The organism is Bacteroides sp. AM16-13 (assembly GCF_003602705.1).
Taxonomy (GTDB): Bacteria; Bacteroidota; Bacteroidia; order Bacteroidales; family Bacteroidaceae; genus Bacteroides; species Bacteroides xylanisolvens.
Genome location: NZ_QTLK01000013.1, coordinates 25924 through 51605 on the forward strand (window position 1 = coordinate 25924; position 25682 = coordinate 51605).

Annotated in this window: 23 protein-coding genes and 2 tRNA genes; 19 read left to right on the plus strand and 6 right to left on the minus strand. The window is 41.8% G+C overall.

All coding sequences use genetic code 11. The features are described 5' to 3' along the window. Positions 1 to 12 precede the first annotated feature (12 nt). Positions 13 to 471 (minus strand): hypothetical protein, encoded by a 459-nt coding sequence (locus DW173_RS12025; protein WP_120144493.1) that lies wholly within the window; start codon positions 469 to 471, stop codon positions 13 to 15. A gap of 281 nt (positions 472 to 752) precedes the next feature. Here DW173_RS12025 and DW173_RS12030 point away from each other — a divergent pair, with 281 nt between their 5' ends. After that, positions 753 to 3167 (plus strand): DUF2339 domain-containing protein, encoded by a 2415-nt coding sequence (locus tag DW173_RS12030; RefSeq protein ID WP_120144494.1) that lies wholly within the window; start codon positions 753 to 755, stop codon positions 3165 to 3167. Between the two features lie 94 nt (positions 3168 to 3261). On the opposite strand, the gene trpS is transcribed toward DW173_RS12030, so the two are convergent. Further along, positions 3262 to 4356: a tryptophan--tRNA ligase gene (trpS, locus tag DW173_RS12035; protein WP_004314379.1), complete on the minus strand. Its 1095-nt coding sequence runs from the start codon at positions 4354 to 4356 to the stop codon at positions 3262 to 3264. Positions 4357 to 4782: 426 nt separating this feature from the next. Between trpS and carB the strand changes: the two genes are divergently transcribed. From carB to DW173_RS12085, 9 genes are all read left to right on the plus strand, one after another. Beyond that, positions 4783 to 8004, plus strand: coding sequence for a carbamoyl-phosphate synthase (glutamine-hydrolyzing) large subunit (gene carB / locus DW173_RS12045; RefSeq protein WP_032844102.1), 3222 nt, complete (start codon positions 4783 to 4785; stop codon positions 8002 to 8004). A 244-nt stretch (positions 8005 to 8248) separates the two neighbouring features. Next, on the plus strand, positions 8249 to 9022 hold the full coding sequence (gene yaaA / locus DW173_RS12050) for a peroxide stress protein YaaA (RefSeq protein WP_120144495.1): 774 nt from the start codon (positions 8249 to 8251) through the stop codon (positions 9020 to 9022). Between the two features lie 3 nt (positions 9023 to 9025). After that, the gene (locus DW173_RS12055) at positions 9026 to 9580 is read left to right on the plus strand and encodes a sugar O-acetyltransferase (RefSeq protein ID WP_120144496.1); all 555 of its coding nucleotides are present in this window, start codon (positions 9026 to 9028) and stop codon (positions 9578 to 9580) included. Between the two features lie 312 nt (positions 9581 to 9892). Then, a tRNA-Val gene (locus DW173_RS12060) sits at positions 9893 to 9967 on the plus strand. 34 nt (positions 9968 to 10001) lie between these two features. Further along, positions 10002 to 10076: transfer RNA gene (locus tag DW173_RS12065), tRNA-Val, on the plus strand. Positions 10077 to 10218: 142 nt separating this feature from the next. Further along, positions 10219 to 11565 (plus strand): adenylosuccinate lyase, encoded by a 1347-nt coding sequence (gene purB, locus DW173_RS12070; protein ID WP_008020410.1) that lies wholly within the window; start codon positions 10219 to 10221, stop codon positions 11563 to 11565. Between the two features lie 74 nt (positions 11566 to 11639). Further along, positions 11640 to 13127 (plus strand): pseudouridine synthase, encoded by a 1488-nt coding sequence (locus DW173_RS12075; protein ID WP_120144497.1) that lies wholly within the window; start codon positions 11640 to 11642, stop codon positions 13125 to 13127. Between the two features lie 138 nt (positions 13128 to 13265). Beyond that, positions 13266 to 14669 (plus strand): asparagine--tRNA ligase, encoded by a 1404-nt coding sequence (asnS, locus tag DW173_RS12080; RefSeq protein WP_008020415.1) that lies wholly within the window; start codon positions 13266 to 13268, stop codon positions 14667 to 14669. A 139-nt stretch (positions 14670 to 14808) separates the two neighbouring features. Next, positions 14809 to 15300, plus strand: a complete 492-nt coding sequence (locus tag DW173_RS12085) for a DUF4488 domain-containing protein (protein WP_120144498.1) — start codon at positions 14809 to 14811, stop codon at positions 15298 to 15300. 720 nt (positions 15301 to 16020) lie between these two features. Here the strand turns inward: DW173_RS12085 and DW173_RS12090 are convergent. Continuing rightward, positions 16021 to 16395: a helix-turn-helix domain-containing protein gene (locus tag DW173_RS12090; protein ID WP_049701812.1), complete on the minus strand. Its 375-nt coding sequence runs from the start codon at positions 16393 to 16395 to the stop codon at positions 16021 to 16023. A gap of 78 nt (positions 16396 to 16473) precedes the next feature. On the opposite strand from DW173_RS12090, the gene DW173_RS12095 reads away from it, so the two are divergent. The 5 genes from DW173_RS12095 (at position 16474) to tsf (ending at position 20722) form a co-directional block, all read left to right on the plus strand. Beyond that, entirely contained in the window at positions 16474 to 16992 is a 519-nt protein-coding gene (locus tag DW173_RS12095) for a transposase (protein ID WP_233562153.1), read from the plus strand. A gap of 802 nt (positions 16993 to 17794) precedes the next feature. Continuing rightward, positions 17795 to 18256 (plus strand): 50S ribosomal protein L13, encoded by a 462-nt coding sequence (gene rplM, locus DW173_RS12100; protein ID WP_087322380.1) that lies wholly within the window; start codon positions 17795 to 17797, stop codon positions 18254 to 18256. A 6-nt stretch (positions 18257 to 18262) separates the two neighbouring features. Next, positions 18263 to 18649, plus strand: a complete 387-nt coding sequence (gene rpsI / locus DW173_RS12105; protein WP_004297203.1) for a 30S ribosomal protein S9 — start codon at positions 18263 to 18265, stop codon at positions 18647 to 18649. A gap of 121 nt (positions 18650 to 18770) precedes the next feature. After that, the gene (rpsB, locus tag DW173_RS12110; RefSeq protein ID WP_004297204.1) at positions 18771 to 19607 is read left to right on the plus strand and encodes a 30S ribosomal protein S2; all 837 of its coding nucleotides are present in this window, start codon (positions 18771 to 18773) and stop codon (positions 19605 to 19607) included. A gap of 122 nt (positions 19608 to 19729) precedes the next feature. Then, positions 19730 to 20722, plus strand: coding sequence for a translation elongation factor Ts (gene tsf, locus DW173_RS12115; protein ID WP_004297205.1), 993 nt, complete (start codon positions 19730 to 19732; stop codon positions 20720 to 20722). A gap of 204 nt (positions 20723 to 20926) precedes the next feature. Here tsf and DW173_RS12120 read toward each other — a convergent pair whose 3' ends face one another. Together DW173_RS12120 and DW173_RS12125 are read right to left on the minus strand one after the other, a co-directional pair. Next, positions 20927 to 21436 carry a TlpA family protein disulfide reductase gene (locus tag DW173_RS12120; RefSeq protein ID WP_009038982.1) on the minus strand — a complete coding sequence of 170 codons (510 nt, stop codon included), beginning with the start codon at positions 21434 to 21436 and terminating at the stop codon, positions 20927 to 20929. 36 nt (positions 21437 to 21472) lie between these two features. After that, complete coding sequence (locus DW173_RS12125) at positions 21473 to 21823, minus strand: translation initiation factor (protein ID WP_004314718.1); 351 nt, start codon at positions 21821 to 21823, stop codon at positions 21473 to 21475. 165 nt (positions 21824 to 21988) lie between these two features. On the opposite strand from DW173_RS12125, the gene DW173_RS12130 reads away from it, so the two are divergent. Genes DW173_RS12130 through DW173_RS12145 form a run of 4 tightly spaced genes read left to right on the plus strand, consistent with a single transcriptional unit; the run spans position 21989 to position 24800 of the window. Then, positions 21989 to 22639, plus strand: a complete 651-nt coding sequence (locus tag DW173_RS12130; RefSeq protein WP_004297208.1) for a redox-sensing transcriptional repressor Rex — start codon at positions 21989 to 21991, stop codon at positions 22637 to 22639. Continuing rightward, on the plus strand, positions 22639 to 23253 hold the full coding sequence (locus DW173_RS12135) for a fumarylacetoacetate hydrolase family protein (protein ID WP_008020452.1): 615 nt from the start codon (positions 22639 to 22641) through the stop codon (positions 23251 to 23253). Before DW173_RS12130 ends, DW173_RS12135 begins: the two co-directional genes overlap by 1 nt. A gap of 38 nt (positions 23254 to 23291) precedes the next feature. Further along, positions 23292 to 23774, plus strand: coding sequence for a 2-C-methyl-D-erythritol 2,4-cyclodiphosphate synthase (gene ispF / locus DW173_RS12140; protein ID WP_004308656.1), 483 nt, complete (start codon positions 23292 to 23294; stop codon positions 23772 to 23774). An 18-nt stretch (positions 23775 to 23792) separates the two neighbouring features. Then, entirely contained in the window at positions 23793 to 24800 is a 1008-nt protein-coding gene (locus DW173_RS12145) for a metallophosphoesterase family protein (RefSeq protein WP_074706626.1), read from the plus strand. Here DW173_RS12145 and DW173_RS12150 read toward each other — a convergent pair. Next, positions 24790 to 25653 (minus strand): hypothetical protein, encoded by an 864-nt coding sequence (locus DW173_RS12150; protein WP_120144499.1) that lies wholly within the window; start codon positions 25651 to 25653, stop codon positions 24790 to 24792. The genes DW173_RS12145 and DW173_RS12150 overlap by 11 nt on opposite strands. Between the last annotated feature and the right edge of the window lie 29 nt (positions 25654 to 25682).

Here is a 25682-nt window from a genome sequence, read left to right on the forward strand (position 1 = left end):
TAATGGTTTGTTTTATACTTCCACGGGTTTCACTTCTTTCTTTTTTCCAGGAATACATCCCCAAATGATAAGGGCAATTATAAGAAGTCCGACAGCTTTACCGCCATAACGGGAATAGAAACCGACCTTGTTCAACTTCTCTCCATCCAAATTATTTTCTTTTAGGATGGTAGCCAGTTGTTCTTCCGTCAGTTCATAGTAAGTGTCTTCCTTTTCGCAATAGCCGACCAGGCGAGGCTCTTTCTCTATGTATAGAGGGAGAATGTAAGCGATGTTGAACTCCTGATGGAAAGTTGCCAGATCAATGTAGTTTCCATCGTCTGTTTGGTACTCTTCGGTATCAGGCAAATCTGCTACTTTGGTTAATACTTCGCGGTCGCCGAAAGGGATTTTTAAACCACGTGCGGATACTGTTTGGCAAGATAAGAAAAGAATGCCGCCAAGTGCAAATAGAAATTTAAGGTGCTTCATGCTTCTTGTGTTTAAGTGAATAATTTGTGTGATTTTTATTGATATTGTGGCAAAGATAGGAAAAAGAAGAATAAAAGCCGTATAATTGTTTGGAATTTGTAAGCTCTATTCTTTTTTATAAAATGAGGAGATTTTTTTCCTGATTTAGAGGATTTGTATCCTGATTTATGCAATAGATGTAAAATTGCATTATTGGGATAATCCAAATAATTTAATAACAATTGATTGAAGCTATTAATAATTATCTATATTTGTGATATAGAACTCAAATCTGGAATATTATGGACGACTTTAATACCGTATATGCACTACTCGTTTTGGTTATGTTATTTATTTTATTGAGTAGGTTGGACAATCGCTTCGGAAAAATAGAGAAAGAGTTGCATGAGATAAAGAAACGGATGGAAGATTATCTCAAGGTTCAGCAAAATTCTGTTGCTGAAGCCTCCAAGCCGAAAGAGGAAATATCAGAAAAAGAAACAAAAGATATTCCTGTGATGCCTCAAGCGGCAGAGCATGTTAAGGCAGTAAAGACCGGACAACGAGAAGAGGCTGTTCAGGAAAAACACGAACCGGTTGTTGAAGCAGTTGTCCGTGAGACATTGGAAAAGACGCCTGAAAAGACGCTTGAAACAAGAATGGAGGAAGTTTGTGTAGAGGCTGTTCGGAAGGAATCCGCTGAATCTTCGACTGTGCCAGTTGTACTGGTTACTCCGGCTACTCCGGTTGTTCCGACTGTTCCGAAACAAAAAAAACAGGTGAACTATGAAAAATTCATCGGTGAGAATCTTTTCGGGAAGATTGGTATCCTTATATTTGTAATCGGTGTAGGTTTCTTTGTAAAGTATGCCATTGATAAAAACTGGATTAATGAAACCTTCCGTACCGTGCTTGGTTTCTTGACGGGAGCTGTATTGCTGGCTGTTGCCGAACGGTTGCAAAAGAAATACCGAACCTTCAGTTCGCTGCTTGCGGGTGGTGCTTTCGCTGTGTTCTATCTTACAGTTGCCATTGCTTTCCATTATTATCATATTTTCTCGCAGACTATGGCCTTTATCATTCTGATTGGTGTCACAGTGTTTATGTCTATTCTGTCTGTGGTATATAATCGGCGTGAGTTGGCTATCATTTCTCTTGTAGGAGGCTTCCTTGCGCCATTCATAGTGAGTAGCGGGGAAGGAAGTTATTTGGTACTGTTCACTTACGTGAGCATATTAAATCTGGGTATGTTCGGACTTTCCATTTATAAAAAGTGGAGTGAACTTCCAATGATTTCATTTGTCTTTACTTGCCTGATAATGGGAATCTTTCTTTTGTTTAACTATACCTCTAGTTCTACGGTTATTTCGAACCATCTGTTTTGGTTTGCTACTTTGTTCTATTTTATCTTTCTACTTCCGGTGTTCTCTATCCTTCGTGGAGAGAATATGCGGACGATGAGCCGGGGATTAGTATTCGTTATTATAACGAATAATTTTATCTATTTACTTTCAGGAGCCTTATTCTTGCGGAATATGGGATTATCTTTCAAAGCAAGCGGCTTGTTGAGCCTGTTTATCGCACTCGTTAATTTAGGACTGGTTCTTTGGTTGTGGAAGAATAGGAAGGAATATAAATTCCTCGTGCATACCACGTTGGGGCTTGTGCTGACATTTGTCTCCATTACAGTTCCGATTCAACTGGACGGAAACTATATAACCTTGCTTTGGGCATCGGAAATGGTATTGCTGTTGTGGCTCTATGTTAAGTCGAAAATTAGAGTATATGAGTATGCGGCTAAAGTTCTGGTAGGACTCACTTTCGTTTCTTACTTGATGGATGTGTATAGTGTGATGTTTGAACATCATTCCTTGGATACAATTTTTCTGAATAGTTCATTTGCCACCTCTTTGTTTGTGGGATTAGCGACAGGAGCATTTGCTTTATTAATGGAATATTATCATTCCTTCTTCTCTACGGCACGCCGGTTGAAATACAGCTTCTGGAATCCTTTTATGCTTATCGTCTCCGTAATCATACTTTATTATACATTTATGATGGAATTCAATTTGTATTTTGAAGGTGCGACGAGAAGCGGAGTTATGTTCTTGTTTACAGCCATATCCATTTCGAGTGTTTGCTATGCTTTCAGAAAACGATTCCCGATAACGAAACATCTCACTTCTTATATCTTGACTATCGGGGCAAACGTACTTGTATATATTATAAATATATGGGGCGACCAGAGAATATGGACTTCCCCTCCTGTTGTACTACCATGGCTGACAGCTGTGTTCGTAATAGCGAATTTGTATTATGTAGCACGTATGTACTATACATCAATCGGCATAAAATCCCGTTTCACCGTATATCTGAATATTCTTGCCACGCTCCTTTGGCTGACAATGGTACGCTCTTTCCTTTGGCAAGTAGGAGTGGACGATTTCAGTGCCGGGCTGTCACTCTCATTAAGCATTGCCGGGTTCGTCCAAATGGGGTTGGGCATGCGCCTGCATCAGAAACTACTCCGCATGGTGAGCCTTGCGACTTTCGGATTAGTCCTGCTCAAACTCGTCTTTGATGATTTATGGGCTATGCCGACCATTGGCAAGATTATTGTATTTATCATTCTGGGATTGATATTGCTGATACTTTCATTCCTTTATCAGAAACTAAAGGATGTGTTGTTCAAGAATGACGAGGAAGAAACAAACTGAATCTTTGAAAAATATCCGATAAGAAAGGCTGCCTGTTCTACAAAAGAAGGGCAGCCTTTACCTTATAATTATGTTTATTCCCAGACGAAATCTTTTACTCTTGCGAGAAACGTTTCACCTGCTCTTCGATTAATTCCTTATCATCAAAATAATTAATCTTCATCGCCTTCTTCACGTCAGCCAAAGTCTCGGCAGCCGCAGCCCTTGCCACTTCGCAGCCTTGCTGAAGCATCTCGTAGATAGCAGGGATATCCTTGCTGAACTCCTTGCGACGATTGCGAATCGGTTCCAAAGTCTCCTGCATGATGGAATTTAGGAAACGTTTTACTTTCACGTCACCCAATCCGCCGCGTTGATAATGCGCTTTCAGTTCTGCCAGATTCGGATAATCCGGTAAATAACGTTCGAAATGTTCGGGGAGGCAGAAAGCATCTAGGTAAGTAAATACCGTATTACCTTCAATTTTTCCCGGATCTTGTACGCGGAGATGTCCCGGGTCGGTATACATACTCATGATTTTCTTTTGGATTTCTTCCGGTTCTTCCGAAAGGTAGATGCAGTTTCCGAGCGATTTACTCATTTTAGCTTTACCGTCAGTTCCCGGAAGACGCAGACAAGCTGCATTGTCCGGCAACAGGATTTCCGGTTCTACCAATGTCTCACCATATATATAGTTGAAACGGCGAACGATTTCGCGAGCCTGTTCGAGCATCGGTTCCTGGTCTTCACCCACAGGGACAGTCGTTGCGCGGAATGCTGTAATGTCTGCTGCCTGGCTGATGGGATAAGTAAAGAAACCTACGGGAATACTTGCTTCAAAGTTACGCATCTGGATTTCCGATTTCACAGTCGGGTTACGTTGCAGGCGGGATACGCTGACAAGGTCCATATAATAGAAACTAAGTTCGCATAGTTCCGGTATTTGCGACTGGATGAAAATCGTAGCTTTAGTCGGATCAATACCACAAGCCAGATAATCAAGAGCAACTTCGATTACATTCTGACGCACCTTTTCCGGATTGTCTATATTGTCTGTCAATGCCTGTGAATCGGCAATGAAGATAAACATCTTACTATAATCACCTGCGTTTTGCAGGTCAACTCTGCGTTTCAACGAACCTACATAGTGACCGATATGAAGTCTTCCGGTAGGACGGTCGCCCGTCAATATGATTTTTTCTTTTCCCATATTTATTACCTTATTATATAATGGCGACAAAGATAAGGATAAAAACTGAAAGAAACATCAAAATGCAGTTACTTCATGATTTGTGCCTGCTTAAGATAAGAATGTAATCATTAAAAGCCAATGGAAAAACGACTGTTTCATTAACACGGTAAATTATTTCAGTAAAAAAGTGAACGTATCTTTTTGTCATGTGCAAAATATGTCGTTACTTTGCACAAATTTTGAAGTCAACAATGAATCAACAGGAAATTAGAAGCAAGTATTATTTACATTCGGATGTTTTTCATCCCGAAACGAAAGTCTTCTTCTCTTATTTCCAAAAACAATATTTTAGTTCTTTGGTAATGCGTTAATCCTTTTTTGAGGGTAACGCATTTTTTTTATGAACGGACTTAGAAATAACAACTTATTATAACAACAAAAGAAATGGAAAAGGAAATCAAGAAAGTTCTCGTTTTGGGTTCTGGAGCACTCAAAATCGGACAAGCCGGAGAGTTCGACTACTCAGGCTCACAAGCACTGAAAGCTTTGAAAGAAGAAGGTATCAGCTCAGTATTGGTAAACCCGAACATCGCAACCATTCAGACTTCTGAAGGTATTGCCGATAAAGTGTATTTCCTTCCCGTGAATACTTATTTCGTAGAAGAAATTATCAAGAAAGAACGTCCCGATGGTATCCTTTTGGCATTCGGCGGACAGACTGCATTGAACTGTGGTGCTGAACTTTACACACAAGGTGTTCTTGATAAATACGGAGTAAAGGTGCTCGGAACTTCAGTAGAAGCTATCATGTATACAGAAGACCGTGACCTGTTTGTGAAGAAACTGGACGAGATAGAAATGAAGACTCCGGTCAGCCAGGCAGTAGAAAACATGGAAGATGCCATTGCTGCTGCACGCAGAATTGGTTATCCTGTCATGGTGCGTTCTGCTTATGCACTGGGTGGTCTTGGTAGTGGTATCTGTGCCAATGAGGAAGAATTCCTGAAATTGGCAGAGAGCTCATTTGCTTTCTCCAAACAAATTCTGGTAGAAGAGTCTTTGAAAGGCTGGAAAGAAATCGAATTTGAAGTGATCCGTGACGCTAACGACCATTGCTTCACAGTAGCCAGCATGGAAAACTTCGATCCGCTGGGTATTCATACCGGCGAATCAATTGTAGTAGCTCCCACCTGCTCGCTGGATGATAAAGAACTGGCTCTGTTGAAAGAACTTTCTACCAAATGTATCCGTCACCTCGGTATCGTGGGTGAATGTAACATTCAGTATGCTTTCAACTCTGAAACGGATGACTACCGTGTGATTGAAGTAAATGCCCGTTTGAGCCGTTCTTCTGCATTGGCTTCTAAGGCTACCGGTTATCCGTTGGCATTCGTAGCTGCTAAAGTGGCACTTGGTTACACACTCGACCAGATTGGCGAGATGGGAACCCCGAACTCTGCATACGTAGCTCCGCAACTTGACTACTATATCTGTAAAATCCCTCGTTGGGACTTGACGAAGTTTGCCGGTGTATCCCGTGAAATCGGTTCAAGCATGAAATCGGTAGGTGAAATCATGTCTATCGGTCGCTCTTTCGAAGAAATCATCCAGAAAGGCCTTCGTATGATCGGTCAGGGAATGCACGGTTTCGTAGGTAATGACGAACTGCACTTTGATGATCTTGATAAAGAGCTTTCTCGCCCGACTGACTTGCGTGTTTTCGCTATCGCACAAGCAATGGAAGAAGGTTACACCATCGAACGTATCCACGACCTGACAAAGATCGACCCATGGTTCCTTGGCAAACTGAAAAATATCGTAGACTACAAAGCGAAATTGTCTACTTATAATAAGGTAGAAGATATACCTGCCGATGTAATGCGTGAAGCTAAAGTGTTAGGTTTCTCTGACTTCCAGATTGCACGTTTCGTACTGAATCCAACCGGAAACATGGAGAAAGAAAACCTTGCCGTACGTGCTCATCGTAAATCGATGGGTATCCTTCCGGCTGTAAAACGTATCAATACCATCGCTTCCGAACATCCGGAACTGACTAACTATCTGTATATGACTTATGCAGTGGAAGGCTACGATGTAAACTATTATAAGAATGAAAAATCAGTAGTCGTACTAGGCTCGGGTGCTTACCGTATCGGTAGCTCTGTAGAATTTGACTGGTGCTCGGTGAATGCAGTTCAGACTGCCCGCAAACTGGGTTACAAGTCTATCATGATTAACTACAACCCTGAAACGGTTTCTACTGACTATGATATGTGCGACCGTCTCTACTTCGACGAACTTTCGTTCGAACGTGTACTTGACGTAATCGACCTCGAACAACCTCGTGGTGTGATCGTCTCGGTAGGCGGACAAATCCCGAACAACCTGGCTATGAAACTTTACCGTCAGTCGGTTCCTGTATTGGGTACTTCTCCGATTTCTATCGACCGTGCTGAAAACCGTAACAAGTTCTCTGCTATGCTCGACCAACTGGGTATCGACCAACCGGCTTGGATGGAACTGACCAGTCTTGAAGAAGTGAAGGGATTTGTAGAAAAAGTAGGCTACCCGGTATTGGTTCGTCCTTCTTACGTCCTTTCAGGAGCAGCAATGAATGTTTGCTATGACGATGAAGAATTGGAGAACTTCCTGAAGATGGCTGCCGAAGTTTCTAAAGAATATCCGGTTGTTGTTTCCCAGTTCCTTGAAAATACGAAAGAAATTGAATTTGATGCCGTTGCACAGAATGGTGAAGTGGTAGAATACGCAATCTCCGAACACGTAGAGTTTGCCGGTGTTCACTCCGGTGATGCTACGTTGGTATTCCCGGCACAGAAGATTTACTTTGCAACAGCTCGTCGCATCAAGAAGATCAGCCGTCAGATTGCTAAAGAACTCAATATCTCCGGTCCGTTCAATATCCAGTTTCTGGCTCGTAACAACGAAGTGAAAGTAATCGAATGTAACTTGCGTGCTTCTCGTAGCTTCCCGTTTGTTTCTAAAGTTCTGAAACGTAACTTTATCGAAACTGCTACCCGCATCATGTTGGATGCTCCATACTCACGCCCGGATAAGTCTGCATTCGATATCGACTGGATTGGTGTAAAAGCTTCTCAATTCTCTTTCTCTCGTCTGCACAAGGCTGACCCGGTATTGGGCGTAGACATGTCTTCTACTGGTGAAGTGGGATGTATCGGTGACGATTTCTCTGAAGCATTGCTGAATTCAATGATTGCTACCGGATTCAAGATTCCTGAAAAAGCTGTGATGTTCTCTTCCGGTGCAATGAAGTCGAAAGTAGATTTGCTGGATGCCAGCCGTATGCTGTTTGCTAAGGGATATCAAATTTACGCAACTGCCGGAACTGCTGCCTTCCTGAACGCTCACGGTGTAGAAACGACTCCAGTTTACTGGCCGGACGAAAAACCGGGTGCAGAGAACAACGTCATGAAGATGATTGCTGACCATAAGTTTGATTTGATCGTTAACATTCCGAAGAATCACAGCAAGCGTGAGTTGACGAACGGTTATCGTATCCGTCGCGGTGCAATCGATCATAACATTCCGTTGATTACCAATGCTCGTTTGGCAAGCGCCTTTATCGAAGCATTCTGCGAATTGAAACTGAATGATATTCAGATTAAGAGCTGGCAGGAATATAAATAAAAACAGCTTTAGCTGTCTATTAGATAAGGAGAACTCTCTCTTTGGCTTGTCCAAAGGGGGAGTTTCTTTTTTATTAGTAAATATAGCACATCAGAGTGTGTTCTATATAGGGAGTGTTTTTGTTATTAATAAATGATTAAAGTTAATTATTGGTTGAAACTAAGTAGAATCTGTCTATCCATCAGCAAGAGAAGCGATTTATTTTTTATTTTTGTTTCTTGAAAAGATAAAATCAGATAAAACAATGTTAGTACTTCTATCTTGTGCCAAGACTATGAGTGAGACTTCAAAGGTGAAAGTACCTTTGACGACAGTTCCACGATTTCAAAAAGAAGCTTTCGGGATTGCTTTGCAGATGTCACAGTTTTCGATGGATGAACTGGAACGCCTGTTGCGTATAAATGCCAGGATGGCGGTGGAGAATTATAAGCGTTATCAGGCTTTTCATGCAGAAGACACATCGGAACTGCCCGCTTTGCTGGCTTATACCGGAATTGTATTCAAGCGACTGAATGCAAAGGATTTCTCGAAAGAAGAATTTGAATATGCGCAGGAACATCTGCGGTTGACTTCTTTCTGTTATGGGTTGTTGAGGCCTTTAGATGTCATTCGTTCCTACCGCTTGGAAGGAGACGTAGTGTTGCCGGAACCGGGTAATCAGACCATGTTCTCTTATTGGAAATCCCGTCTGACGGATGTTTTCATCGAAGATATAAAGAAAGCGGGAGGCATACTCTGCAATCTGGCTAGCGACGAGATGAAAAGTTTGTTCGATTGGAAACGTGTGGAGAGAGAAGTACGTGTCGTTACTCCCGAATTTCAGGTGTGGAAGAACGGGAAATTAGCTTCGATAGTGATCTATATCAAGATGTCCCGTGGTGAAATGACGCGGTTCATTCTGAAGAACAGAATCGAAAATCCGGAGGATTTGAAAAGCTTCTCCTGGGAAGGATTCGAATTTAACGAATTTCTTTCGGATGAAAAGAAGTTTGTATTTACTAACGGTAAAGAAATATAAAGTATGACGGAAGTAGAAAAGATGCGTAGTAGCCAGTTGGCTGATATGGCTGCGCCGGAATTGCAGGTGCGTTTTGAACATGCCAAGAAGCTGCTGGCGCGTATGCGGGGAATGAGCACTTATGATGCGGGGTATCGGGAATTATTGGAAGAACTGGTACCGGAGATTCCTGAAACTTCAATAATCTGCCCGCCTTTTCATTGCGATCATGGAGACGGAATCAAATTGGGTGAACATGTATTTGTGAATGCCAATTGCACTTTCCTGGATGGAGGATATATCACGATAGGCGCCCATACGCTGGTTGGACCTTGTGTGCAGATTTATACGCCGCATCATCCGATGGATTACCTGGAAAGAAGAGGCTCTAAGGAATATGCTTATCCGGTGACGATTGGCGAAGACTGCTGGATTGGTGGCGGTGCTATTATCTGTCCCGGCGTGACGATTGGCAATCGCTGTGTGATAGGGGCGGGGAGCGTTGTGGCGAAAGATATTCCCGACGACAGTGTGGCAGTCGGGAATCCGGCACGTGTTGTTCGCAAACAGGTTGTTTAACGTTTGACCGGAAAAGTTATTTCCCGGATTTAAGCGTTCCTGCGTTACTATCTTTGTTGGGAATTCGTTTTCCTGCAGATTCTATTTTAATTATTAATGATAGAAAAAGAGGCGCGGCTATCTTTATTTTGTTCTGTTTATTAGATGAACCGGAAGAAGTGAAAGTGGCAAGAAAAAAGTTTTTATTATTATTTGCTGATAATCAGAGTGTTTCTTTATTTGATAAAAACTTTCTTGAAAAATAATACATGAAATGTTTGCAGAATTCAAAAAATGCCGTACCTTTGCATCGCTTTTGAAACGGAAGTGTACGGGCGTTTAGCTCAGCTGGTTCAGAGCATCTGCCTTACAAGCAGAGGGTCGGCGGTTCGAATCCGTCAACGCCCACACAAAAAACGAAACACTTCCGGCTCATTAACAAGGGCGTTTAGCTCAGCTGGTTCAGAGCATCTGCCTTACAAGCAGAGGGTCGGCGGTTCGAATCCGTCAACGCCCACACCAAAAAGGAAGTCTTACGAAGAAATTCGTGAGACTTTTTTTATTTCTTACCTCTTTTATACAAACTTTCTTTCTCCTTTTATCTTATAACTCAGGAAAAAGAGTTAATTTTGCAGTCTGATAATTATCTAAGAAAACGTATGGAACTTGATGTATTAACGGCCATATCTCCGATTGATGGTCGATATAGAGGCAAAACTAAAGCTTTGGCAGCTTATTTCTCTGAATTTGCACTGATTAAATACCGTGTACAGGTAGAGGTGGAGTATTTTATCACCTTGTGCGAACTTCCTTTGCCGCAATTGAAAGGAATCGATAGTAGCGTGTTTGAAACTTTACGGAATATCTACCGTAACTTCTCTGAAGCAGACGCACAACGCATTAAAGATATCGAAAGTGTAACTAACCACGATGTGAAAGCCGTAGAATACTTCCTGAAAGAAGAATTTGACAAGATGGGCGGAATGGATGACTATAAAGAGTTTATCCACTTCGGACTGACTTCTCAGGATATTAACAATACGTCTGTTCCTCTTTCTATCAAAGAGGCATTGGATCAGGTTTATTACCCGTTGATTGAAGAGCTGATTGCACAGTTGAAAACCTATGCGACAGAATGGGCCAACATTCCGATGCTTGCCAAAACTCACGGTCAGCCGGCTTCTCCTACCCGTCTGGGTAAAGAAGTGATGGTATTTGTTTACCGTCTCGAACGTCAGTTGGCTATGTTGAAAGCATGTCCGCTTACCGCTAAGTTTGGCGGTGCTACCGGAAACTACAATGCGCATCACGTGGCTTATCCTCAATATGACTGGAAACAATTCGGCAATCGGTTTGTTGCAGAAAAGCTGGGACTGGAACGCGAAGAATATACAACGCAGATTTCGAACTATGATAACCTCTCTGCTGTTTTTGATGCTATGAAGCGTATCAATACCATCATGGTGGATATGAATCGTGACTTCTGGCAGTACATCTCTATGGAGTACTTCAAGCAGAAGATCAAAGCCGGAGAAGTAGGCTCGAGCGCTATGCCGCATAAAGTGAATCCGATTGACTTTGAAAATGCAGAAGGTAACTTGGGCATAGCAACGTCTATTCTGGAACATTTGGCTGTGAAGCTTCCTGTTTCCCGTTTGCAGCGTGACTTGACAGACTCAACAGTGTTGCGTAATGTCGGTGTACCTTTCGGTCACATCGTGATTGCCATCCAGAGTTCTTTGAAAGGATTGCGCAAACTGTTATTGAACGAACCGGCTATTTATCGTGATTTGGATAATTGTTGGAGTGTAGTGGCAGAAGCTATTCAGACCATCCTGCGCCGTGAGGCTTATCCGCATCCGTATGAAGCTTTGAAAGCGTTAACCCGCACCAACCAAGCTATTACAGAAAGTTCTATTAAAGAGTTTATCGAAGAATTGAATGTAAGCGAAGATATTAAAAAAGAGTTAAGAGCAATCACTCCCCATACATATACGGGGCTTTAATTGTTTACTTATATAATAAACGTGTTTTTTAAATAGGCCGTGAGGCCAAAGTCTAATTTTATTCGAATAAAAAAATGAGCACAGAAAACGAAGAATGGCGCGAAAATTCTTTCAATGAAGAGAATACAGGTGCCGGCCGTGATGGTAACAGGTCTTACAACAGAGAAGGTGGAGAACGTCCGTATCGCCCTTCTTACAACCGTGAAGGCGGGGATCGTCCGTATCGCCCGCGATTTAATGCCAACAATGAAGGAGGCGAACGCCCGCAGCGTTCGTACGGTGACCGCTCTTATGGCGACCGTCCCCAACGTCCTTCTTACAATCGTGAAGGTGGAGATCGTCCGTATCGTCCTCGCTTCAATAACAATAATGAAGGAGGTGAACGCCCGCAACGTACTTACAACCGCGAAGGTGGTTCTTATGACCGTCCTCAACGTCCTTCTTACAACCGTGAAGGTGGTGACCGTCCTTATCGTCCCCGCTTCAATAGCGGCGAAGGTGGTGAGCGTCCGTCTTATGGCGATCGTCCTCAACGTCCTTCTTACAACCGTGAAGGTGGCGACCGTCCTTACCGTCCCCGCTTTAATAACGGCGAAGGTGGCGACCGTCCTCAACGTCCTTCTTACAACCGTGAAGGTGGTGACCGTCCGTATCGTCCTCGTTTCAATAACGGCGAAGGTGGCGGCTATCGCAGCAACAACGGCGGTGGAGGTTATCGTCCGAGATATAATAACGACCGTCAAGGAGGATATCGTCCTCGTCCGCGTACCGGCGATTATGATCCGAACGCTAAGTATAGCGTAAAGAAACAGATCGAGTACAAGGAACAGTTCGTTGATCCGAATGAACCGATCCGTCTGAATAAGTTCTTGGCTAACGCAGGTGTTTGCTCCCGTCGTGAGGCTGATGAATTTATCACAGCAGGTGTGGTTTCTGTAAACGGTGAAGTGGTAACGGAATTGGGTACGAAGATCAAACGTTCGGATGTGGTTAAGTTCCACGACGAACCGGTAAGCATCGAACGCAAGGTATACGTATTGCTGAATAAACCGAAAGATACCGTTACTACATCGGATGATCCGCAGGAACGCCGTACAGTAATGGATTTGGTGAAAGGCGCTTGCAACGAACGTATTTATCCGGTAGGACGTCTGGACCGTAACACGACTGGTGTACTGTTACTGACGAATGACGGTGATCTGGCTTCCAAGCTGACACACCCGAAATTCCTGAAGAAGAAAATTTATCATGTTCATCTGGACAAGAACCTGACTAAAGCAGATATGGAACAGATTGCAGCTGGTATCCAGTTGGAAGATGGCGAAATCCATGCAGATGCGATCAGCTATACAGATGATTTCAAGAAAGACCAGGTCGGTATCGAAATTCACTCCGGTAAGAACCGTATCGTTCGCCGTATTTTCGAATCACTGGGTTATAAAGTAGTAAAACTCGACCGTGTGTTCTTCGCCGGACTGACCAAAAAAGGTCTGCGTCGCGGAGACTGGCGTTACCTGTCGGAAGCAGAAGTAAACTACCTCCGCATGGGATCTTTTGAATGAAGAATTAAGAATTAAGAACGAAGAATTAAGAATTGAAAATGAGGAATGGAACATGAAGAATTATCAGGGCGTGTTTGCATAGCACAGCCAAATTCTTCATTTTTCATTCTTCATTCTTCATTAATCAAAGTAAGTTAAATGGAAAAGATTGGTAGAACAAAAATTGTTGACCTGTTGAAGCGCACAGATATTGGCGCTATGGTCAATGTGAAAGGATGGGTTCGCACCCGTAGAGGTAGCAAACAAGTAAACTTTATCGCACTGAATGACGGTTCTACAATAAATAATTTGCAGATCGTAGTAGATTTGGCTGGTTTCGATGAAGAGATGCTGAAACTGATTACTACCGGCGCTTGTATCAGCGTGAACGGAGAAATGGTAGAATCAGTGGGTTCCGGACAGAAAGTGGAAGTACAGGCTCGTGAAATCGAAGTGCTGGGTACTTGCGATAATACATATCCATTACAGAAGAAAGGCCACTCTATGGAATTCTTGCGCGAGATTGCTCACTTGCGTCCGCGTACCAATACATTCGGTGCAGTGTTCCGCATCCGTCACAACATGGCGATTGCTATTCACAAGTTCTTCCATGAAAAGGGCTTCTTCTATTTCCATACGCCGATCATTACGGCTTCCGATTGTGAAGGTGCCGGACAGATGTTCCAGGTGACTACCATGAACCTGTATGACTTGAAGAAAGATGAGAGAGGTTCTATCTCATACGAAGATGATTTCTTCGGTAAGCAGGCAAGTCTGACTGTTTCCGGTCAGCTGGAAGGTGAGTTGGCAGCTACTGCTTTGGGATCTATCTACACATTCGGTCCTACGTTCCGTGCCGAAAACTCCAACACTCCCCGCCACTTGGCAGAGTTCTGGATGATTGAGCCGGAAGTGGCTTTCAACGACATTACAGACAACATGGACTTGGCAGAAGAGTTCATCAAATATTGTGTGAAATGGGCGTTGGATAACTGTGCGGATGATGTGAAGTTCCTGAACGATATGTTCGATAAAGGCTTGATTGAACGTCTGCAAGGTGTATTGAAAGATGATTTCGTACGTTTGCCTTATACAGACGGTATCAAGATTCTTGAAGAAGCTGTTGCAAAAGGACATAAGTTTGAATTCCCGGTTTACTGGGGCGTGGACTTGGCTTCCGAACACGAACGTTTCTTAGTGGAAGAACACTTCAAACGTCCGGTGATTCTGATTGATTATCCGAAGGAAATCAAGGCCTTCTATATGAAGCAGAACGAAGATGGTAAGACTGTACGTGCCATGGACGTTCTTTTCCCGAAAATTGGTGAAATTATCGGTGGTTCCGAACGTGAAGCCGACTATAACAAGCTGATGACCCGTATTGAAGAAATGCATATCCCGATGAAGGATATGTGGTGGTATCTGGATACCCGTAAGTTCGGTACTTGTCCTCACTCCGGTTTCGGATTAGGATTCGAACGTCTGTTATTGTTTGTAACAGGTATGGCGAATATCCGTGACGTGATACCGTTCCCGCGTACACCAAGAAATGCTGATTTCTAATATTTCGGTATATTTATGTAAAACTCGCATAATCTTTAGGTTATGCGAGTTTTTTTATGCTCTGAATTGCTGTATTCTCAAAATAAATCTTTATATTTGGAAATACGCATTCGAGAGTGTTAACTAAAATAATACAACAATGAAAAAGCTCTATTTCTTTACCATGCTTTCAATAATGTTGTTAGCGGTAACAGGTGCGACGGCCCAGAAGAAAACCAAATTCAAAGCGGCCGATTTGAAAGGTATTTGGCAGCTCTGCCATTATGTATCCGAGTCTCCCGATGTTCCGGGAGCGTTGAAACCCAGTAATACATTTAAAGTATTGGGTGATGACGGACAAATCGTTAACTTTACCATTATTCCCGGTGCGGATGCGATTATTACTGGATACGGTACTTATAAACAACTCACGGACGATTCTTATAAGGAAAGTATCGAGAAGAACATTCATCTCCCGATGCTGGACAATCAGGACAATATTTTGGAATTTGAGATTAAGGACAATGATTATCTCCATCTGAAATATTTTATCAAGAATGATTTGAATGGAAATGAGTTGAACACCTGGTATTATGAAACCTGGAAGAGGGTGGGGATGCCGGCTAAATTCCCGGAAGATATTGTGAGATAATTTCCAACGCACATGTGCAGGAAGGGGATAAAACCGATATATAGAGGGGTGGCAGATAGATATTACTATGTAAATATCCACCTGCCACTTATTCTTTTAGTATGTGAGGTATGAGCTATCGGGAAAAAGGGAGGCAGTCCTAAAACCCTGTGGGTATATTAAATTTCTGTTGCTTATTGAACGGTTATTTTATTTTTTGTTCTTATGCTCTTCTGTCTGTATTAAATTCTCATTTAACTAAAAAGCGGTGTGGTTTTGAACTAATTGTGCCGAAAATTACCAAAGCCCCAATTAAGTTTAGTTTTTCTCATTCACATCCTTCACGGATGGTAACCATCTGTTTGATAGGTGTTTTCTGTGAACAAATAAAGAAAAGTCTTATTTTCACGCTCTTCACGCCTTCACAATCCCCACAGTTTACACTTTCACAGTCCGCAACCTTCGCATCGACATTGTCAATCTTAGCAAATTGAACAGCTTGCATCTAAGAAGCCGACTAGAGTTGTCCATCTAGTCGACTATTGTTGTCTAATCAGCCGACTATAGTCAGCCAGGCAGACAACTATAGTCGGCGATTAATAAATAGAAATAAAGTATACGAGAAGGCGGTAGTTTATCAGTAATAAGAAGGCTGATTCTTAATATTGGTAATGAATAAAAGATATTCATTACCGTGCAGACATGAATAAATTATTGTGATATAGGATGCCCTGAAGCACATTATCCAGACTTCCAAACTGTCTCCCCCGATTTTTTAGACTGATCCAACAATTGTTGCTTCAACCACTCCAGCAGTTCGTTCGGAAGCTGTGAGGTGTCGATGCCTTTCTCTTTGACAGGGATTACAATGCAAGGTATATTCTCGTCCGTGGATTTCAGTTTCTGCAGATAGACTTCTTCAATGAAGTTGTATTGAAGAACTTCAGAGATGAGTAGAAGACGTTCCATATCTATGTTTTTACTGTTGAAAATATGGTAGAGAGAAGTCCGTGCGCAATGAATTTGCCGGGCGAACTCTGCATAACTGATACCGCGTTCATCTACTTTCTGCTGTATGAGTTTTTCAATATAGATGTCTTTAAATTTAGATTCCACAGTTTGTGTGCTTGTAATGTGCCTGCACCTGTTCCCCTGTGGCAGCGGGCTTTCCATTGTTAAAAAAGCAAGCATTTAATGTCTGAGATTGATAATGCCATCAAGGAATGCGACCTGATGATAGACCGCATCATAGAAAGTGATGCCGAACTTAAGGAGAACTATGCTATCATCACTTCGATAAAAGGCGTTGCACGTCAAAACGGAGCCTGTTTGCTTATCTTCACCAACAACTTCAGACGTTTTGACCTGGACGCACGCAAAATAGTCTGTTATTATGGTGTTGCCCCGTTTGGAAAAGATTCAGGCACAAGTATCCACTCTCCGGCTAAAACAAGCCATTTCGCCAACAAGCTCATAAAATCCTTGCTGGGACAGGCTGCTCATTGTGCAAAAAAATTCAATCCAGAGATAAGAGAGTATTATAACCGACTAATTGGGCGTGGTAAAAAGCCACAAGTGGCTTTAAACAATGTCAAGAACAAACTCATCAGGATTATTGTGGCTCTTGTGCGAAAGAAGGTCTATTACGACCCAAAAACATACATGTTTTACAATGCTAAATTTACCGATGTTAAGCAAATGTTAAACTCATAAAATGACTTGGATAGAAACATAGAATACGTGGTATCGCCAAACACCAGACTGATAAATGAACTGAATAAACACCCCACGCTGATAGTATATGTGTGTGCACCCTTTTGCAAGGGTGCACACACATACAACAACAGAAGCATCATACTGTTCCATCCTTTATCAGTCGAAATTTTGGCGATTTTCGTTTTTTAGGATGAAGCTGATAAGGCTTTCTTTTCTTATTTATAATAATGTATGCCTGTCCGGGAAGTTTGTCGCTTTTCCGTTCAGACTCTGCAAATATATAAAAGAAAACTGAACAGCATGATATAAAAGGGCGTTTATTCGTGCAAAAGGTATTAATTCTATCTTTACACTTGCCTCTAGGGAGAGGCTGTCTTTGGGTAGATGACAATAGTTCACCACAGAGGACGCGGAGGACACAGAGGTGAATTTTGCTCATGCGGGTACAGAAATGAATGAGAGTTTTTTTATCTTCCATAAACCTGAAAAATATAAAAACATTTGCCATCTGCAACATAAGCGTCTCCGCGATTTTCCCTCTGAAAGAGATACAAAGTAATCCGAAACTCAATGGAATGATATAATGACGGGTATTAGTAAGTCCCTCAATAGAATAGGCGACTGGAAAAATATACAAAAATAGTTTGCCAATTCAAAGAAAAGCCGTACTTTTGCAAGCCGATTATTATCACAAAATGATAAGAGATTAATTCATAGCAAGTTAGTATTCCTTTGTCCGGGGAAGACTAATGAGTGGTGAAGAAATTTTTAGTAGTAACATTTAAAAAACAAAATTAGAGTGGATACTTTAAGTTACAAGACCATTTCTGCAAACAAAGCGACTGTAACCAAAGAATGGGTTATCGTTGACGCTACAGACCAAACATTAGGCCGTCTGGGAGCAAAAGTTGCAAAATTGCTGAGAGGAAAGTACAAACCAAACTTTACTCCTCACGTAGACTGCGGTGATAACGTTATCATCATCAATGCAGACAAAGTAAAACTGACTGGTAACAAATGGAATGACAGAGTTTATTTGTCATATACAGGTTATCCTGGTGGTCAGAGAGAAATGACTCCTGCCCGTTTGATCACAAAACCGAACGGTGAAGAGAGATTACTGAAAAAAGTAGTGAAGGGCATGCTTCCTAAGAATATCCTGGGAGCTAAATTGCTGAATAACTTGTATGTTTACGCTGGTAGCGAACACAAACAGGCTGCTCAGAACCCGAAAAAGATTGATATTAATTCATATAAATAAGATATAATGGAAGTAGTAAATGCATTAGGCAGACGTAAACGTGCTATTGCACGCATATTCGTAAGCGAAGGTACAGGAAAGATTACTATTAACAAGAGAGACCTTGCAGAGTACTTTCCATCAACTATTCTTCAGTATGTTGTAAAACAACCATTGAACAAGCTGGGTGCTGCTGAGAAGTATGACATCAAGGTGAACTTGTGTGGTGGTGGTTTCACTGGTCAGTCTCAGGCATTGCGTTTGGCAATCGCTCGTGCACTGGTTAAGATGAACGCTGAAGATAAAGCTGCTCTTCGTGCAGAAGGCTTCATGACTCGTGACCCTCGTTCTGTTGAACGTAAGAAACCGGGACAGCCGAAAGCTCGTAGAAGATTCCAGTTCAGCAAGCGTTAATGTGCTGCCTGATAGAGGAATATGTTTAGTATCTAAACTACTGGGACTCTGCTCATAGACTACCCAGCGGTTGGTTTAGAAAAAACAAAAAAGAAAGTAAACGATTTAAAGAAAAAACAAGATGTCAAGAACAAATTTTGATACATTATTGGAGGCTGGTTGCCACTTCGGACACCTTAAGAGAAAGTGGAACCCTGCAATGGCTCCTTATATTTTCATGGAACGCAATGGTATTCATATCATTGACCTCCACAAAACAGTTGCAAAAGTAGACGAAGCTGCTGAAGCTTTGAAACAGATTGCCAAATCTGGCAAGAAAGTTCTTTTTGTTGCTACTAAAAAACAAGCTAAACAAGTTGTAGCTGAGAAAGCTCAATCTGTTAATATGCCTTATGTAATCGAACGCTGGCCGGGTGGTATGTTGACTAATTTCCCGACTATCCGTAAGGCTGTGAAGAAAATGGCTACTATCGATAAATTGACTAACGATGGTACTTACTCTAACCTTTCTAAGAGAGAAGTTCTTCAGATTTCTCGTCAACGTGCAAAATTGGACAAGACTTTGGGATCTATCGCTGACCTGACTCGTCTGCCGTCTGCATTGTTCGTTATCGACGTAATGAAAGAAAACATCGCAGTTCGCGAAGCTAACCGTCTGGGTATCCCTGTATTTGGTATCGTTGATACTAACTCTGATCCTTCAAACGTAGATTTCGTAATTCCTGCTAATGATGACGCTACTAAATCAGTAGAAGTTATCTTGGATGCTTGCTGCGCTGCAATGATCGAAGGTTTGGAAGAAAGAAAAGCTGAAAAGATCGATATGGAAGCTGCTGGTGAAGCTCCTGCTAACAAAGGCAAGAAGAAATCAGTGAAAGCTAGACTCGACAAGTCTGACGAAGAAGCTATCAACGCAGCTAAAGCTGCTGCTTTCATCAAGGAAGACGAAGAGGCTTAATATATAAAATGTGCCAATTTGCTAATGTGCAAGAGTATATTTATACGCTTGTATCTTGATTGGCAGATTGGCACATTTTTTTGTTTCGAAAATTATTATTCATTTAAATAAAGGAAATTATTATGGCTGTAAGTATGGCTGATATTACCAAGCTGCGCAAAATGACCGGAGCTGGTATGATGGATTGCAAAAACGCGTTGACTGAAGCTGAAGGCGATTTCGACAAGGCAATGGAAATTATCCGTAAGAAAGGACAAGCTGTTGCTGCTAAGCGTTCAGAACGTGAAGCTTCTGAAGGTTGCGTTTTGGCTAAAACTACCGGTGACCGTGCTGTTATCGTTGCTTTGAAGTGTGAAACTGACTTTGTGGCTCAGAATGCTGATTTCGTGAAACTGACTCAGGATATTCTTGATCTTGCTGTGGCTAATAAATGCGCTACTTTGGACGAAGTAAAAGCATTGCCGATGGGTAACGGTACTGTACAGGATGCAGTGACTGACCGTAGCGGTATCACAGGTGAGAAAATGGAACTGGATGGTTACATGACTGTAGAAGGTGTATGCACTGCTGTTTACAATCACATGAACAGAAATGGTCTTTGCACGATTGTTGCTTTCAACAAGGAAGTGAACGAGCAGTTGGCTAAGCAAATAGCTATGCAGATTGCTGCCATGAACCCGATTGCTATTGATGAAGATGGCGTTTCTGAAGAAGTAAAACAGAAAGAAATTGAAGTTGCTATTGAGAAGACAAAAGCAGAACAGGTACAGAAAGCTGTAGAGGCTGCTCTGAAGAAAGCTAACATCAACCCGGCTCATGTGGACAGCGAAGAACACATGGATAGCAACATGGCTAAAGGATGGATTACAGCTGAAGATGTAGCTAAAGCAAAAGAAATCATTGCTACTGTTTCTGCAGAGAAGGCTGCACACCTGCCTGAACAAATGATTCAGAACATCGCGAAAGGTCGTCTGGGCAAGTTCTTGAAAGAAGTTTGCTTATTGAACCAGGAAGATATCATGGACGGTAAGAAAACTGTAAGAGAAGTGTTGGCTGCTGCTGACCCTGAACTGAAGATTGTTGATTTCAAGCGTTTCACTTTGAAAGCTGAATAATCAATCAGATTCAAATTCTATGATGTGTCCTTAAAAACGGAACACGTTAACTTAATAGAGGTATTCATTAAGACTCTCTATTTGAAGATACAAGAAAGGCAACTAATTCATAACGAGTTAGTTGCCTTTTCTTTTGATTTGATCTTATCATTCCTTTCCTCAAGAAACTGCCATGTATAACATGAGGCACATTCTTGGGGAGGATTATTTCAATGCTTTGTCTATTTCCTTCATCAGCTTGTCCATTTCCTCTTTTTTATAACCGACAGTGGCGGATATCACTTTCCCGTCTTTGTTGATTAAGTAACTTCTGGGAATGTATTGACTGGCAAACTTACCTGTGACTTCCCGTTTCGGGTCCGGGTAGAGAGGAAATGTAAACCCTTTACGCTTGTTGTATTCCGTTAATTGATCGTCGGTATGTTCGCGCCCGATTACTAACATGCAGAAATCTTTGTTGTCCTTATATTTAGGCCAGAGTGTTTTTTGAACTTCAGCCAGTTCGCTTTGGCAAGGACCACACCAAGTAGCGAAAATATTGATTAATACAACTTTCCCTTTCAAGTCCTCGGAGTTTACAGTACCGTTCACTGTTGAATGAAGGGTGAAAGCAGGCATACTATCGCCTACCTTGACGATATCAGCATTGTTGTCTTGTGCAAATGACAACAGTGAGAATAACGCTGCTGCACAGAATAATGTTACTTTTCTCATATCTTTAAAATTTCTAGTTACAAAATGCTATTTAGTTTAACCTCCTATACCTTTTGTTTTAGAGTATCCTTCTTTAATGAGCAGCTCTATGATTTTGGTTTTGAAATCTCCTTGTACCATAATCTCTCCGTCTTTAGCCGATCCGCCTACTCCGCATTTGCTTTTCAGTAGCTTACCCAGCTCTTTCAAGTCGTTTTCTGTACCTATAAATCCGGTAATTAATGTGACCACTTTACCGCCCCGGTTCTTTTTGTCAATGGAAACTCGCAGGCTTTGTTTGTTTTTGTCGAGAGTAACTTGCTCTTCATCGTTATCCATTTCATAGCCGAAGTCCGGATTCGTGGAATACACTACGTTTAATCTATCTTTCCAATCATTATTTTTCATACTCGTCATTTTTAATCCTTTTCAAAAGTATTAAACTTATGGAAAAGAGCAAAATTTGAACCTCTTTTCATTGTTTTGTTTAATCTCTATTAAGGTTTTCTGTTATAGGGTTGTCAGTCTCAAAAAAGATTGTACTTTTGCAAAATACCAAATTTAGTAAGAAGTATGAGCACATCTATACGAAAAGAGGCGGATAAAGTGCCGGAGCCTACCTTGCGCAGACTTCCCTGGTATCTGTCCAACATAAAACTAATGAAAGAAAAAGGAGAACAGTACGTCTCTTCTACACAAATCTCTAAGGAAATAAATATTGATGCTTCTCAAATCGCCAAGGATTTATCCTACGTCAATATCTCCGGGCGCACGAGAGTAGGGTATAACATTGATGCGCTGATTGAAGTGTTGGAGAGTTTTCTTGGATTTACCAATATGCACAAAGCCTTCTTGTTTGGTGTAGGTAGCCTGGGGGCTGCTTTGCTTCGGGATTCAGGTTTGCATCATTTCGGGCTGGAGATTGTGGCAGCTTTTGATGTGAATCCGGAATTGGTGGGAAAAGACCTGAATGGTATTCCTATTTTTCACTCTGATGATTTTGAGGCAAAGATGAAAGAATACGATGTAAATATCGGTGTGTTGACCGTGCCTATTAATATTGCTCAGGAAATTACAGATAAGATGGTAGACGGAGGTATAAAAGCCGTATGGAACTTTACTCCTTTCCGAATCCGTGTACCCGAGAATATTGTGGTGCAGAATACGTCTTTATATGCTCATTTGGCTGTTATGTTTAACCGATTGAATTTTAACGAGAAATAATGAAGATTATTGCAGTAGGCATGAACTACGCCCAGCATAACAAAGAACTGGGACATACACAAGTAAATACGGAGCCGGTGATTTTTATGAAGCCTGATTCTGCTATTCTGAAAGATGGCAAACCGTTTTTCATCCCCGACTTTTCCAACGAGATACATTATGAAACGGAATTGGTAGTCCGTATCAACCGATTGGGGAAAAATATCGCTTCCCGTTTCGCTAACCGCTATTATGATGCTGTGACAGTCGGTATCGACTTTACAGCCCGTGACCTTCAACGAAAGTTCCGTGAGCAGGGGAACCCCTGGGAGCTTTGTAAAGGTTTTGATTCATCGGCTGCTATTGGGACTTTTGTTCCGGTAGAGCATTATAAAGATATTCAAAATCTGAACTTCAATCTGTTGATCGACGGTAAAGAAGTACAGCGTGGCTGTACAGCAGATATGCTTTTCAAGATAGATGATATTATCGCTTATGTCAGTCAGTTTGTAACGTTGAAAATCGGTGATCTACTCTTTACGGGGACTCCTGTCGGTGTAGGTCCTGTTAGTATCGGACAGCGTTTGCAAGGTTATCTGGAAGAGGAAAAACTGCTGGATTTCTATATCCGTTGATCTTTTTTATTCATTAGTACTCATTTGTTATACAAAATATGAAGATAAGAGTAGGCTTTGGCTTCGACGTACATCAGTTGGTCGAAGGGCGTGAATTGTGGCTGGGCGGTATTCTTTTGGAACATACCAAAGGATTGTTGGGACATTCGGATGCTGATGTATTGTTGCATGCGGTTTGCGATGCTTTGTTAGGGGCAGCGAATATGCGTGATATCGGTTATCACTTTCCCGATACGGCTGGAGAATTTAAAAACATAGATAGCAAAATTCTGCTGAAGAAAACAGTGGAATTGATTGCTACCAAAGGATATAAAGTGGGTAATATCGATGCAACCATTTGTGCCGAACGCCCGAAGTTAAAGGCACACATTCCTTTGATGCAAGAGACGATGGCAACTGTCATGGGAATTGATGCGGATGATATTTCCATTAAGGCGACTACTACCGAGAAACTCGGTTTTACGGGTCGTGAAGAAGGTATATCAGCCTATGCTACCGTGCTGATAGAGAAGATTTCTTAACCCCTAAAACAAATAAATATGATTCGGCTCTTAAAAATTTACTTAACACTTACCTTTTTGTTGGTAACGACTTTTTGTATGGCTCAAAAGAGTGAACTGAAATTTAGTAAAGATGGTAAATTCAAAATTGTGCAATTTACCGATGTGCATTTTAAATACGGCAACCGGGCTTCTGATATCGCTTTGGAACGCATAAATCAGGTGCTTGATGATGAACGCCCGGATTTGGTGATTTTTACCGGCGATGTTGTTTATTCTGCTCCGGCAGATTCCGGAATGTTGCAGGTATTGGAACCGGTAGTTAAACGCAAACTGCCTTTCGTGGTCACTTTTGGTAATCATGACAATGAACAGGGAATGACACGGGAACAGTTATATGATATTATCCGTAAAGTTCCCGGAAATTTATTGCCTGACCGGGGAACAGTCTTATCGCCGGACTATGTATTAACCGTGAAATCGTCTTCTAATGTAAAGAAGGATGCAGCTTTGCTTTATTGCATGGATTCTCATTCCTATTCTCCTTTGAAAGATGTGAAGGGATATGCATGGCTTACATTCGATCAGATAAATTGGTATCGCCAGCAGAGTGCAGCTTATAAAGCGCAAAATGGTGGACAGCCTTTGCCGGCTCTTGCCTTTTTCCATATTCCTCTTCCTGAATACAATGAAGCTGCCCGTACCGAAAACGCGATTCTTCGCGGAACTCGTATGGAGGAAGCTTGTGCACCTAAATTGAATACGGGAATGTTTGCGGCAATGAAAGAAGCGGGTGATGTGATGGGTATGTTTGTAGGACACGATCATGATAATGATTATGCAGTGATGTGGAAAGGTATTCTTCTGGCTTATGGACGCTTCACCGGTGGAAATACGGAATATAATCATTTGCCTAACGGGGCCCGTATTATTGTATTAGATGAGGGTGCTCGTACATTTACGTCCTGGATTCGTCAGAAAGACGGAGTGGTGGATAAAATTTCTTATCCGGCAAGTTTTGTCAAGGACGATTGGACTAAACGTTGAGGCTTGCGAACTTCACATGGCTAAGGCGCGTGTACTTTGAACCATAGCTTTCGTATTGGCGTGATACTTTCGCCGATGCAATGTAGATAATATCTCCCAGTCGGTATTCATGTTCTATCCCTGATAGAGTGCATGAAACCGCACTGGGATTTTTTGATGGAATACTTATAATAACCAGGTTTCCACTGGCATCGGTTAAAGTTAGTATCTGCTTGACAAAAAACTGTGGGGTAGTGCCGTTCACTCTTGTTTTGTATGGATCGTCTTCCAGTCGTACGCGTGTGACTTTTAATTTTAAGTCAGTCAGTTTTTCCCCTAATTCTCCCAAATAGCGGCTTGATGAACGTTTCTCTCTCGACTTTCTGATCATGATATCCAAATGTATGGAATGATAAGCCTGTGCTATCTTAACGAAACGTTCCTGTTTAGGTATTTTGGGGGTGAACTTGTAAGCTACCCAACTTAAATAGGCAGGATCTATCTTCAAAATTTCATGAAGAAAATGTCCCCGGTATTTTCCGAAAAAGATAAGGTCGTCACCGTTACTTTGCATTCTTTTCTCATTGTAATCCATGAGAATAAGGCAACGCCTTGAATAGTAAAGCATCGTACTGGCCATCCGGAGGGATTCGTTAATGTCCGGTGACAGGTCATGTATATAAAGAATGGATTGCTTTTCGGGCAGGGGAGAGTACAGCCAAAGGGAATAGTTTGGTTTCCCCGGTCGGGGCAACACCACCAAGTAGACTCCTGCCTCTTTAAAAGAGGCTCTGCCTCGGTTGTACTCATTCAATTTGGCATACAATAAGGCTTCTTCGTTTTCGGAAATGCCCGGTAATCTAGGGTTAGCCATAATTGTTCTCGCTTTTGGTATATTTCAAA

Coding starts and splice junctions, on each gene's coding strand:
- DW173_RS12025 (WP_120144493.1), bottom strand. CDS start 471: ATGAAGCACCTTAAATTTCTATTTGCACTTGGCGGCATTCTTTTCTTA.
- DW173_RS12030 (WP_120144494.1), top strand. CDS start 753: ATGGACGACTTTAATACCGTATATGCACTACTCGTTTTGGTTATGTTA.
- trpS (WP_004314379.1), bottom strand. CDS start 4,356: ATGGGAAAAGAAAAAATCATATTGACGGGCGACCGTCCTACCGGAAGA.
- carB (WP_032844102.1), top strand. CDS start 4,783: ATGGAAAAGGAAATCAAGAAAGTTCTCGTTTTGGGTTCTGGAGCACTC.
- yaaA (WP_120144495.1), top strand. CDS start 8,249: ATGTTAGTACTTCTATCTTGTGCCAAGACTATGAGTGAGACTTCAAAG.
- DW173_RS12055 (WP_120144496.1), top strand. CDS start 9,026: ATGACGGAAGTAGAAAAGATGCGTAGTAGCCAGTTGGCTGATATGGCT.
- purB (WP_008020410.1), top strand. CDS start 10,219: ATGGAACTTGATGTATTAACGGCCATATCTCCGATTGATGGTCGATAT.
- DW173_RS12075 (WP_120144497.1), top strand. CDS start 11,640: ATGAGCACAGAAAACGAAGAATGGCGCGAAAATTCTTTCAATGAAGAG.
- asnS (WP_008020415.1), top strand. CDS start 13,266: ATGGAAAAGATTGGTAGAACAAAAATTGTTGACCTGTTGAAGCGCACA.
- DW173_RS12085 (WP_120144498.1), top strand. CDS start 14,809: ATGAAAAAGCTCTATTTCTTTACCATGCTTTCAATAATGTTGTTAGCG.
- DW173_RS12095 (WP_233562153.1), top strand. CDS start 16,474: ATGTCTGAGATTGATAATGCCATCAAGGAATGCGACCTGATGATAGAC.
- rpsI (WP_004297203.1), top strand. CDS start 18,263: ATGGAAGTAGTAAATGCATTAGGCAGACGTAAACGTGCTATTGCACGC.
- rpsB (WP_004297204.1), top strand. CDS start 18,771: ATGTCAAGAACAAATTTTGATACATTATTGGAGGCTGGTTGCCACTTC.
- tsf (WP_004297205.1), top strand. CDS start 19,730: ATGGCTGTAAGTATGGCTGATATTACCAAGCTGCGCAAAATGACCGGA.
- DW173_RS12120 (WP_009038982.1), bottom strand. CDS start 21,436: ATGAGAAAAGTAACATTATTCTGTGCAGCAGCGTTATTCTCACTGTTG.
- DW173_RS12125 (WP_004314718.1), bottom strand. CDS start 21,823: ATGAAAAATAATGATTGGAAAGATAGATTAAACGTAGTGTATTCCACG.
- DW173_RS12130 (WP_004297208.1), top strand. CDS start 21,989: ATGAGCACATCTATACGAAAAGAGGCGGATAAAGTGCCGGAGCCTACC.
- DW173_RS12135 (WP_008020452.1), top strand. CDS start 22,639: ATGAAGATTATTGCAGTAGGCATGAACTACGCCCAGCATAACAAAGAA.
- ispF (WP_004308656.1), top strand. CDS start 23,292: ATGAAGATAAGAGTAGGCTTTGGCTTCGACGTACATCAGTTGGTCGAA.
- DW173_RS12145 (WP_074706626.1), top strand. CDS start 23,793: ATGATTCGGCTCTTAAAAATTTACTTAACACTTACCTTTTTGTTGGTA.
- DW173_RS12150 (WP_120144499.1), bottom strand. CDS start 25,653: ATGGCTAACCCTAGATTACCGGGCATTTCCGAAAACGAAGAAGCCTTA.